The organism is Clostridium sp. LY3-2, from assembly GCF_024705715.1.
GTDB lineage: Bacteria > Bacillota > Clostridia > Clostridiales > Clostridiaceae > Clostridium.
In genome coordinates, this window is sequence record NZ_JAMDLQ010000028.1 from 77,514 (window position 1) to 88,805 (window position 11,292).

Genomic DNA, 11,292 nt, shown 5'->3' on the forward strand with positions numbered 1-11,292 from the left:
GCTTTCTTAATATTTTGCGATAATTAAATATATAAAATTAGAAATAGAGGTAATAGTATGAAGGGGATATTTAAAAAAGTAATACTGCTTTTAATTATAATTGGACTTGTTTTGTTTTATTTTTTAAGCTACGGAAAAAATAGAGGACTTAGAATTGTAAAATGGAATAACTTTTATGAAGGAAAAAGTATAGAGCTATTTTACGAACCACTTAGAAAATCATTAAGTTTAAATGAAAAGTTACTTAGACTTGGAAATCTTTATAAAGTATCTGAGATAGCTAGTAAAGAAGATAGTGAAATAAATAAGGTTTTAAAAACAACAGAAATTTTAAAAACTATTATTTCACCTGATGATGTAGTAAACACTAAATATGTAAATGGTTATGATATTTTAAGGTCTAAAGGAGAATCGAAAAAAGTATCAAAAAGAGATAGTGCAATAATTTTAAGAGATTTAATCTTAAATTTAGGATATGAAAGTAGAATAGGGGTATTTAGAAAAGAAAATCCGCAATTTGAAACTAGTTCTGAATATTATGTAGTTGAATATTGGAGCCCTAAGTTTAATAAATGGGTTATGGTAGACTATATGAGTGGAACTATTCCATTTAAAGATAAAGAGCCTCAAGGAGCAACAGATCTACTTTCGGCTAAGGGTTTAAGTAAAGTTGATTTTATTGATATTAAAGGTGAAGAGGGAGATATGAAAATTAGAGATTTTAAAAAATATCTTTCTTCTTATAGTATACCTATTGATAATACTTTAAATAGAAAATACAGTAATAGCTATATCTGTTATGTAACATCAGATAAGGATGTAGATTTTATAGCTAGCGGTTCATATATTCCGCCAACTGTATTTACAAAAAATAAAGAGCTACTAGATAAATCGCCTTTTGGTGAAAAGGAAAAAGATGATTCTAAAGCTTACTTAATCTTTATGAAAAAATCTATTGAAAACAAACCAGAGGAAAATAAATCAGAAGAAGAAAAAAATAAAGAAAAGTATGAATTCATAATAGATGCCTTTAAAAATGGAAGTGTAATTAAAGATTATTATCTAAATATAAATGGAAAAGGTTTTGAAAAGATAGAAGATTATAAAACATATACATTCGAAGAAGGAGTAAATACCATAGAACTTTCTTTAAATGGAAAAGATGTAGAAAGTTCAGTAGAGATTATTCGTGATAAACAGTAATGATTATGTATAGTGATTATAGTAGACAAGTCTTTATTGTACATTTATAATTAAATAGTTAGAAAAAAATTGAAAGTGAGTGAGAATATTTTGGGAATAGACTTAATTTTAATACTTAAAGCTATTATTATAGCTATAGTAGAAGGTCTTACAGAGTTCGTACCAGTTTCGTCAACAGGTCATATGATCTTAGTTGGAAGTTTAATAGACTTTACTGGTGAATTTGCGGATATGTTTACTGTAGTAATTCAATTAGGGGCTATACTTGCAGTAGTAGTTCTTTATTGGAAAAAAATCAGTACAAGCGTAGTAGAATTTTTTAAATACATCTTTACTTGGGGTAAAGAAGGTAAAACAGGTTTTAGATTTGGAATTAATGTAATTATAGGTTCAATACCAGCATTAATATGTGGATTAACTTTTTATTCTAGCATAAAAAAATTATTTACACCTGTAGCAGTTATATATGGATTTATAGTAGGTGGTATTTTACTTGTAGTTATTGAAAATATCTTTAGAAAAAGAAAACCAAAAGCTACAAATGTTGACCAAATTACTTACAAAGAATCATTAATAATTGGTATTGCACAATGTTTTTCAATGTGGCCTGGAATGTCAAGAAGTGCTTCAACTATAATGGGTGGTTGGATTTCAGGACTTTCAACATCAGCTGCAGCTGAATTTTCATTCTTCTTAGCTATACCAGCTATGGTAGGTTCAACTGGAATGGATTTATTAAATTTTGATTTTTCAATGATGAATACATCAAGATGGATAGCATTAATAGTAGGATTTATAGTTGCATTTATAGTTTCATTAGTAGTAATGGAAAAATTTGTAGCTTTCTTAAAGAAGAGACCTATGAGAGTATTTGCAGTTTACAGAATTGTAATGGGTATACTTTTAGCAATATTAGTATTTGCTGGAATTATACATTTACCTGCAATAGTTTAAAATTAAGAATTTTAAAGCTTAGCTATTAATTTAGCTAAGCTTATTTTTTTAGTAGCAGCATAAGATATAAAGGTAATAGTTTTAAGAAAAAACTACACAATTGTTACGATATATTATTGGTACAAGGGATTTTCGCTATATATGATGAAATTTTTGTAATTTTGGACAAGTAAAAATTATTTAGACAAACTATAAAATTAAGCATGGTAGACAAGTAGTTACGCTAAGGACAAGCTATCGAAATATACTTATATTAGGATTAAAGTAAAAGCAAAACTAAATTACTTTTACACAAAAAATAGAGCTTATTAAGTTAGATAAAATAGTATGTTTTTCATAGGATCCTTCGTAAACATAAACAAACCAATTTAAATAAACTTGTAGATATTTTGTAGCAACGCTTCTAAATTTTCTAAGCCATCTTCTTAAATTCAATATAAAATCAGAACAATTACTAAGTAAAATTTCGCTTTCTTCTTTAGAAATTTCTAATTCCTTCTTTTTATGAAGAGCATAGTTTAATTTCTTTGATATAAGATAAGAAAATCTATCTTTTCCTGGCAGGAAATAAGTATTAAATACAGGATTAAAATCATTTAATAAATTCTCTATAGATTCCTTTGTAGGGCTCATAGAGTCAAAGGATATCTTAGCTAGAGAGTAATTATTTTTATTAATAGTTGTAGCTACGAATATATTTTTTCTTCTAGTAATAGTGCAAACGGGGGGAGTCTTTTGCCCCTTAAAGTTTTCTAAGAATTTAGTATGTCTCATAGCGGTAACTACATGAGTTCTTCTAGAATCAGTATAAGTTCCGATATGTTTTAGTATTTTATGTCGCCATCTAAAAGATGTCTCAATACATATGTTTAATCTATAGGCACAATCTCTTATAGTAGAGCCAGATAGCATAAGACGAGTATATTTATCCCAAAGATCAACACTTTTTCTAGTGTTATGCCAGACAAGTCCAGTTCCTTCATTAAAGGTTTTAAGACAACCCTTACATTGATACCTTTGGACGCATCTATATTTACCGTATTTTATAAAGCGTTTTGAATTACAATGGGGACAAGTCCCTGTATGTACCATAATCTCACCTCGAAAAATTTTGATTTTTTTAGTTATTTTGATTATGGACATAAAATATAGGCTTTATTCAGATGATTTTAGTAAAATACCAACAAAGAAGCAAAACAATGTTGTAGAGGAAATTAAAATTACTGTTGTGATGTATGAGTGCTTGCTAGTTTAAAATAGTGCATATAGAAAACGTAAAAGTTAAATTATTAATTCTACAATACACCTTATGTAAATATAATAAATAAAAGAAAATAAAATCAAGAAAAATATTCCATAATTTACTTTAATATGATAAACTTAAATTAATTTAAACGTTTTGTGAAGAAATGGTGTTAGAAGTTAAAAAAGCCTTAAAATACTACAGAAAATTTGATTGTTAATTATTAAAAGAAGTTTTAATTAGAAAGTTCAAAGATCAGTAGAGGGGGATTTTAAGATGACAAAAAAAATAAAAAAGATTGCATTACTTACAGGTGGTGGGGATTGCCCTGGCCTTAATGCAGTAATAAGAGCAGTTACTAGAACTGCAATATTAAATTATGGATATGAAGTTATTGGATATAAATTTGGATATCGCGGGCTATACAATAACGATTTTGTCCCTTTAACACTTGAAACAGTTTCAGGAATTCTTCACAGAGGTGGAACTATTCTTTATAGTTCAAATAAAGATAATCTATTTGATTATACAGTTGAAGAGGATGGAAAATTTATTAAAAAAGACGTTTCAGACGTTGCTGTTGAAAACTTAAAAAAAGAAGGCGTTGATGTTTTAGTTGTAATTGGAGGAGATGGAACTCTTACATCTGCTAGAGATTTTTCAAGAAAGGGAGTTAATGTTATTGGAGTTCCTAAAACAATAGACAACGATTTAGCTTCAACTGATGTAACATTTGGATTTAATACAGCTATAGGAGTAGCAACAGAAGCTTTAGATAGACTTCATACTACAGCTGAATCTCATCACAGAATAATGGTTTGTGAAGTTATGGGAAGAGGTGCAGGTTGGATAGCTTTAGAGTCTGGAATAGCAGGTTCAGCAGATGTTATATTACTTCCTGAAATTCCATATAATATCGAAAGTATAGTAGATAAAGTGGAAGAGAGAAAAGCTGAAGGAAAATTATTTACTATAATAGTTGTTGCAGAAGGCGCTAAAGAAAAAGACGGAGAAGTTGTAGTTTCTAAAATAGTTCACGATAGCCCAGACCCTATAAGGCTTGGAGGAATTGGAAATAAATTAGCTGATGATTTAGAAAGAAGAATAAAAAATCATGAAGTTAGGTGCACGGTTTTAGGACATATTCAAAGAGGGGGAATCACTTCAACTTTTGATAGGATTCTTTCTACAAGATACGGGGTTGCAGCAGTAGAGCTAATTGAAGCAAAAGCCTTTGGTAATATGGTTTGTCTAAAAGGAGATACTATTTCTTTTGATAGTTTAGAGAACGTTATAGGCCAAAAAACTAAGAACGTTGACCCTAATTGTGAGCTTGTTAAAGTAGCAAAAAGTATTGGGATTTCATTCGGAGATTAATATAAAGCTATAAAGGGCTCAACGCCTTTTATAGCTTTTTGTATATATAAATGATAAATATCATATAATAAGTAAAAATGGCAAAGTAAAGTTTTCAGACACTTCTAAATATTCTCAAAATATGGTATAATTTTCTTACGGTAAAGTTTAATTTGAAAGCTGGAGGGGTATTATGAAAGAGATTAAAAAATACTTAGAATCAAGGATTGGGACTTATGGATTCTTTTTTGAAGATTTATCAAGCGGTTTCGTGTATGGGTATAATGAAAACGTTGAAATGGTAGCAGCTGGTTGTATGAAATTACCGATAGCTATATCAATTATAAAAGAAGTCGAAGAAGGTAAGGTTTCTTTCATTGATAAAATAAAAATAGATGCAAATGATAAAGTTTATGGAACTGGAATTATTCACGAATTTAACGAAAGAGAATACACAATCTTTGAACTTTTAGTTGCAATGCTTATTCAAAGTGATAACACTGCAGCAAATAAAATAATAGATATAGTTGGAAAAGATAGAATTAACGAAGTTATAAAAGAGATGGGACTTAAAAATACAGTATTAAATAGAAAAACTACAGATGAGAGAAATGGAAAAATAGATGTTGAAAACATAACATCAGCTAGGGATTTATCTAGAATTTGGAATCATCTTTATAATGCTACATATCTTAGTGCAGAAAACAGTACTATGCTTGTAGACATCTTAAGAAGGCAACAGATTAAAAACAAATTAGCACTTTACATTCCAGACGACTTAAAATACGAAATTTCAAGTAAAACTGGAGACAAAACTGGAGTGGAAAACGACACAGAACTAATACAACTTTCAAAAGGAAATTTCGTTTTTACAGTTTTATCTATGTCTATTCCAAACAGTGTTTACGGAACGGTAACATTAGCTAAATGCGGCAAGATGATGTGGGATAATGTGATGAATAACTGGCATTAAAGATTAAGCTACCTTATTTATAAAGATTAGTTTGAATTACTAAATTTTTATAAGGGGTAGCTTTTTTATATTATAAATTATTTGATTTATATAAATTTAGATAGGCAAGTAGTATTATCTAAATTAGCCAGTATTTACACGTGTATTATGTTTGAATGTGGTTAAGATATTATTGTTCGAACAAATAATTAATTAACCTTTAGGAGGAATTTGAAATGAAAGCAGAAAAAAGTAATTCAAACAGAAGTAATAAAGCATTAGTACCAGAAGCAAAAGCAGGGTTAAACCAATTCAGAAACGAAGTAGCATCTGAAATGGGATTACAAGATTACGAACACTTAAACAAAGGTGATTTAAGTTCAAAACAAAACGGTAGCGTTGGTGGAGAAATGGTTAAAAGAATGGTTGAAAATTACGAAAACAGCATGAAATAAAATTTATATTTATTTCATTATGTTAGAATGATTTAAAACAAAATTAATAGAAGGTAGAAAATGATTTGATTATTTTCTACCTTCTATTAATTTTTATACATTTTATTTAAAGAACAATTATAAATAGTAGTATCTAAAATAATAAATTATTTATAATTTACTAAAGTAGAAAAATTTACAAGAGTATATATATTAATAAAGGATAAGCTATTAATGTTCGAACAAAATAAGTTATTTTAGGAGGAGATTGATATGACTACAAATAATAAACCAGTTGTACCAGAAGCAAAATCAGGGTTAAATAACCTTAAAAACGAAGTAGCACACGAGATGGGAATGCCAAATTATGAAAAAGAATATAAAGGTGATTTAACTTCAAAACAAAATGGTAGCGTTGGTGGAGAAATGGTTAAAAGAATGGTTGAAAGCTACGAACAAGATCTTAAGTAATAACAATATTTAGATATTTCTAAGACGCCTTAAATTTTAGGCGTCTTTTGTTAATTTTCATATTTTATAAATATGCATATATAAAAATGGGAGATTTTATGAAGATTTGCTTTACGGATTTTAGGTGAACAAATTAGGTTTGATAAGGAAAAAGATTAATTAGAAAAATTAATTCCAAAACTAAAGAGATATAATAAAAATCATAAAAACTAATCTTCTAGCATACATTTACAAAATATTAAATTGTAGTTTTGAAATAAGACTTAAAGAAATGGTATATTTTGAATGTTAGAAGGTAGGTGATTAAATGAAGAACTTTAAAAGTGAAATAAATATCTACAGGTTGATTTGGATATTTATGATAGGTTCAGTTGGAGGCTATTGCGTAGAAATGCTTTGGTGCTATATAAAAAATGGATACTTTGAAAGTAGACAAGGTGTTTTATATGGTCCTATTAGTCCAGTGTACGGAGTAGGTTGTGTAGTTTTAACGTTGCTTTTATATAAAGTAATGCACAAAGACGGATTTATTATTTTCTTATTAAGTGCCGTTATTGGCGGGGTTTTTGAGTGGAGTTGTTCTTGGTTTCAACAATTAACTACAGGTACTGTATCTTGGGTTTATAGTAGTAAAAGCATTAGTATAGGAGGTGGAAGAACAAGTATTGAATATTGTTTCTTCTGGGGAATTCTTGGATTATTTTTTGTAAAAGAGATTTTTCCTTTGTTTCAAAAAATTATAAACCACTTTAAAGAAAGAACTGTAAAGGTTTGGTCTATAATATTTGTAGTATTTATGATACCAAATATTACATTATCAATGCTTGCAATTAGAAGAGAAGTTCAAAGAATAGATGGAGTAAAGGCAACTACTTCAATTGATAGATTTTTAGATAAGCATTATCCGAATTCTTATATGGAAAAAGTTTATCCTAATATGATTTTCTTAAATAAGGATAAGAGTGTAGATCAAACTAAAAATCAAAATGATAATTAATTAAAATAATCCTAATCTTTTTATTCACTAAAAAGATTAGGATTATTTTTTTAAGTAAATTTATATATTTTGATTATAGAATAGAGAAGATAATTTTAATTTGGATAAATTGTTTAATTGCATAAAATATGTATAAAACAGCCTCTTTTTGTAAATAATTCAGAAGTTAATAAATTATTATAATAAAATTTACAAAATAAATCTTTTTAATATATAAATTGTCAGAAAATTGTTGACATTGTAAAAGTGAACGTTTACAATATTGATACTATAAAGAAATATTATTTTAAAAAGGTCTGCTTGTTTACATTTAATTTATATAATGTTTTTAAGCATGTTTTGTTTGGGAGGTTACAAAAATGAAAATACTTATAATTAATTGTGGAAGTTCATCATTAAAGTATAGATTAATGAATATAGAAACAGAAGAAGCTATAGCTGATGGATTAGTAGAAAGAATAGGGCTTGATGCCTCTAGACTAGTTCAAAAAGTTAACGGAGAAAAATATATTGTAGACGCAGAAATAAAAGACCATAATGATGCAATAAACGAAGTTATTAAAGCACTTACAGATAAGACTCACGGAGTTATAGAAGATATGACTGAAATTACAGCTGTAGGGCATAGAGTAGTTCACGGAGGAGAAAAGTATAACGAATCTGTTTTAATTGACGAAAGTGTAATAGATTATTTAACTGAAATAAGTAATTTAGCACCACTTCATAACCCTGCTAACATAATAGGAATTAAATCTTGTCAAAAACATATGCCAAACGTTCCTATGGTTGCAGTATTTGATACAGCATTTCATCAAACTTTAAAACCAGAAAGTTTTATATATGCAATAGACTATAATTTATACAAAAATAATAAAATAAGAAAATACGGGTTCCACGGAACATCTCATAAATATGTTTCAAACAAATTAGCTGAAGTTTTAGGTAAAGATTTAAAAGATTTAAAAATCGTTAGCTGTCACTTAGGAAACGGTGCAAGCCTTGCAGCTATAAAAGATGGAAAGAGTATGGACACTACTATGGGATTCACTCCTTTAGCTGGAGTTCCTATGGGAACTAGATGTGGAAATATAGACCCATCTATAATTCCATTTTTAATAACTGATTGTGGGTACAAAATGGAAGAAGTTAGTGATATATTAAATAAAAAATCAGGGGTCTTAGGAATCTCTGGAGTAAGTTCTGATTTTAGAGATATAGAAGAAGCTGCTGAAAACGGAAATGAAAGAGCTAAGCTTGCTTTAGATATCTTCCATTATAGAATAAGAGCAGAGATAGGTGCACTTATTGCTAATATGGGTGGAGTTGATGCAATAATCTTTACAGCAGGAGTTGGAGAAAACTCACCTGAAACTAGAGAAGAGTGCTTAAAGGGCTTTGAGTTCTTAGGATTAGAATTAGATAAAGAAAAAAATAAAGTTAGGGGAAAAATTGCAGAGATAACTACAGAGAAATCTAAAGTTAAGGCATTTGTAATTCCAACTAACGAAGAACTTATGATTGCAAAAGATACTAAAAAATTAATTTAACTTTAAAATTAAAGGCATTGGAAGGTTACTCTTTCTATGCCTTTTTTCTTTTAATTAAAGAGGAGAGAATTTTTATTATATTAAATAGCTTTATGAATAAAAATCATCTTTAGAGAAAAAATAATTTTGAGGTGAATTTAATGTTTATACCAAATAGGATTATTTTTAATAAGGGTGCTTTAGACTACGATATAGGAAAAGAAGTTTATGAGAAATTTAAAGAAGACAAAAATATAGAGATTATAAAATCTAGTAATAATAGAATAAAAGAATATATCAAAGGAGAAAACACAAAAGAATATTTTTTTAATGGAAAAAAGACTTTAGTCTTAGGTGTAAAAGGAAAAGGAAAGTTTCAAAGCTGCAAGCCTTCAGCTAACTATCAATTACCCCTTTTAAGTGGTTGTATGGGTGAATGTGAGTATTGTTATTTAAATACTAATTTAAGCGATAAACCTTATATTAAGGTTAATGTAAATATTTCTGATATTTTAGATAAGGCTAAAGAGTATATAAACGAAAGAAAACCTGAGATTACGATTTTTGAAGGTGCTGCAACTTCTGACCCCCTTCCAGTAGAGCCTTATACAAAAATTCTATCTAAAACTATAGAGTTTTTTTCTAAAGAGGAGTTTGGAAGGTTTAGGTTTGTAACTAAGTATAACTTTGTAGATTCTCTACTATCTTTAAATCATAATGGACATACAGAAATAAGATTTACTTTAAATACAGAAAAGATAATAAATCAATATGAAAACAAGACAGCTAGTTTAGAAAAGAGAATAAAAGCTAGTAAAAAAGTATTAGATGCAGGATATAAGATTGGCTACGTTATAGCACCTGTGTTTATCTATGAAAACTTTAAAGAAGATTATAAAAATCTTTTACTTAAAATAAAAGAAGAGATAAAAGATTACGATGAAAAAATAACCTTTGAAATAATATCTCATAGGTATACTCTTCGCGCAAAGGAAATAATAAACGAAGTGTACGAAAACAATAACCTTCCTATGAATGAAGAATTAAGAAGTTTTAAGTTCGGTCAGTTTGGATACGGGAAATATTTATACAAAAAAGAAGATTTAAAAGAAATAAAAGAATTTTTTAAAGACGAGATATCAAAAATATTTAATAACTACGAAATTCTTTATATTATATAAATATAATAGGAGTCTTTTTAGGCTTCTATTATTTTTATAAAAATATATGGGTATAAATACAAAAAAAGTAAAAAATATTATACTAAAATAGCATTTGCTAAAAATTACAAACAACTTAGATTATTTGTATTGACATAGAAGCAAATACCGTGTTATTCTTATGCAAAGATAACCTTTAATTTGATCCAGAGAGATCAATAAGGAAGATATATTATATAGTAGATTAACTATACCTTCCGTTAGCAAAAATACAGGAATGGTATTTTTTTTATACTAAAATAAGACTTCCCTTTAATTTTAACACAGAGAGGTTAAGAAGGAGTGATATTATTATGTTAAAAGACAGACATTTAATCGACCCAAGTGACTTTAGTTTAGAGGAGCTAAACGAAGTATTCACTTTAGCAGAAAAAATCATTAAAAATCCAAAGGAGTTTAGTCACATCTGTGATAATAAAATCCTAGCAACTCTATTTTACGAGCCTAGCACAAGAACTAGATTCAGCTTTGAATCAGCTATGATGAAACTAGGTGGTAGCGTCTTAGGGTTCTCAGAACCTAATTCAACATCAGCCTCAAAAGGAGAAACTTTAGCAGATACAATTACAATGGTATCTATCTATTCAGATATTATTGCAATGAGACATCCAAAAGAAGGATCAGCTAGAGTAGCAAGTCTATATTCAAATTCACCAGTAATAAACGCAGGTGATGGAGGGCATCAACATCCAACTCAAACTTTAACAGATCTACTTACAATAAAAGAATTAAAAGGTGACTTAAAAAATAAAGTCATAGGAATTTGCGGAGACTTAAAATACGGAAGAACAGTTCATTCACTAATAAAAGCAATGGCAAGATACGAAGGAAATGAATTTGTTTTAATATCACCAAAAGAACTTAGAATTCCAGAATATATAAGAGAAGAGATATTAGTTAAAAACAATATCAAATTCAAAGAAGTAGAAAAGCTTG

At 28.2% G+C, this 11,292-nt stretch carries 11 protein-coding genes; 10 read left to right on the plus strand and 1 reads right to left on the minus strand.

The genetic code is table 11. The annotated features are described in order from the left end of the window. Positions 1-57 precede the first annotated feature (57 nt). A complete protein-coding gene (locus M4I33_RS09660) occupies positions 58-1,203 on the plus strand; it encodes a hypothetical protein (RefSeq protein ID WP_257916589.1) in 1,146 nt (381 codons plus the stop codon). A gap of 90 nt (positions 1,204-1,293) precedes the next feature. Beyond that, entirely contained in the window at positions 1,294-2,157 is an 864-nt protein-coding gene (locus M4I33_RS09665) for an undecaprenyl-diphosphate phosphatase (protein ID WP_257916590.1), read from the plus strand. 276 nt (positions 2,158-2,433) lie between these two features. Here M4I33_RS09665 and M4I33_RS09670 read toward each other — a convergent pair whose 3' ends face one another. Next, positions 2,434-3,249 carry a hypothetical protein gene (locus M4I33_RS09670; RefSeq protein WP_257916591.1) on the minus strand — a complete coding sequence of 272 codons (816 nt, stop codon included), beginning with the start codon at positions 3,247-3,249 and terminating at the stop codon, positions 2,434-2,436. Positions 3,250-3,676: 427 nt separating this feature from the next. On the opposite strand from M4I33_RS09670, the gene M4I33_RS09675 reads away from it, so the two are divergent. The 8 genes from M4I33_RS09675 to pyrB all read left to right on the plus strand — a co-directional run. Next, positions 3,677-4,777, plus strand: coding sequence for a 6-phosphofructokinase (locus M4I33_RS09675; protein WP_257916592.1), 1,101 nt, complete (start codon positions 3,677-3,679; stop codon positions 4,775-4,777). Positions 4,778-4,949: 172 nt separating this feature from the next. Next, the gene (locus M4I33_RS09680; protein ID WP_257916593.1) at positions 4,950-5,729 is read left to right on the plus strand and encodes a serine hydrolase; all 780 of its coding nucleotides are present in this window, start codon (positions 4,950-4,952) and stop codon (positions 5,727-5,729) included. A gap of 215 nt (positions 5,730-5,944) precedes the next feature. After that, complete coding sequence (locus M4I33_RS09685) at positions 5,945-6,163, plus strand: alpha/beta-type small acid-soluble spore protein (protein ID WP_257916594.1); 219 nt, start codon at positions 5,945-5,947, stop codon at positions 6,161-6,163. A gap of 252 nt (positions 6,164-6,415) precedes the next feature. Further along, entirely contained in the window at positions 6,416-6,613 is a 198-nt protein-coding gene (locus tag M4I33_RS09690; protein ID WP_257916595.1) for an alpha/beta-type small acid-soluble spore protein, read from the plus strand. 307 nt (positions 6,614-6,920) lie between these two features. Next, positions 6,921-7,610 carry a putative ABC transporter permease gene (locus M4I33_RS09695; RefSeq protein ID WP_257916596.1) on the plus strand — a complete coding sequence of 230 codons (690 nt, stop codon included), beginning with the start codon at positions 6,921-6,923 and terminating at the stop codon, positions 7,608-7,610. A gap of 359 nt (positions 7,611-7,969) precedes the next feature. Beyond that, positions 7,970-9,157: an acetate/propionate family kinase gene (locus M4I33_RS09700; RefSeq protein ID WP_257916597.1), complete on the plus strand. Its 1,188-nt coding sequence runs from the start codon at positions 7,970-7,972 to the stop codon at positions 9,155-9,157. A gap of 140 nt (positions 9,158-9,297) precedes the next feature. Further along, entirely contained in the window at positions 9,298-10,317 is a 1,020-nt protein-coding gene (gene splB / locus M4I33_RS09705; RefSeq protein WP_257916598.1) for a spore photoproduct lyase, read from the plus strand. Between the two features lie 332 nt (positions 10,318-10,649). Next, on the plus strand, positions 10,650-11,292 hold a 643-nt coding region (gene pyrB / locus M4I33_RS09710), incomplete at its 3' end, for an aspartate carbamoyltransferase (protein WP_257916599.1).

What these genes read in the sequence shown, in the direction of transcription:
- M4I33_RS09660 (WP_257916589.1), top strand. Translation starts at nt 58, where the DNA reads ATGAAGGGGATATTTAAAAAAGTAATACTGCTTTTAATTATAATTGGA.
- M4I33_RS09670 (WP_257916591.1), bottom strand. Translation starts at nt 3,249, where the DNA reads ATGGTACATACAGGGACTTGTCCCCATTGTAATTCAAAACGCTTTATA.
- M4I33_RS09675 (WP_257916592.1), top strand. Translation starts at nt 3,677, where the DNA reads ATGACAAAAAAAATAAAAAAGATTGCATTACTTACAGGTGGTGGGGAT.
- M4I33_RS09680 (WP_257916593.1), top strand. Translation starts at nt 4,950, where the DNA reads ATGAAAGAGATTAAAAAATACTTAGAATCAAGGATTGGGACTTATGGA.
- M4I33_RS09685 (WP_257916594.1), top strand. Translation starts at nt 5,945, where the DNA reads ATGAAAGCAGAAAAAAGTAATTCAAACAGAAGTAATAAAGCATTAGTA.
- M4I33_RS09690 (WP_257916595.1), top strand. Translation starts at nt 6,416, where the DNA reads ATGACTACAAATAATAAACCAGTTGTACCAGAAGCAAAATCAGGGTTA.
- M4I33_RS09695 (WP_257916596.1), top strand. Translation starts at nt 6,921, where the DNA reads ATGAAGAACTTTAAAAGTGAAATAAATATCTACAGGTTGATTTGGATA.
- M4I33_RS09700 (WP_257916597.1), top strand. Translation starts at nt 7,970, where the DNA reads ATGAAAATACTTATAATTAATTGTGGAAGTTCATCATTAAAGTATAGA.
- splB (WP_257916598.1), top strand. Translation starts at nt 9,298, where the DNA reads ATGTTTATACCAAATAGGATTATTTTTAATAAGGGTGCTTTAGACTAC.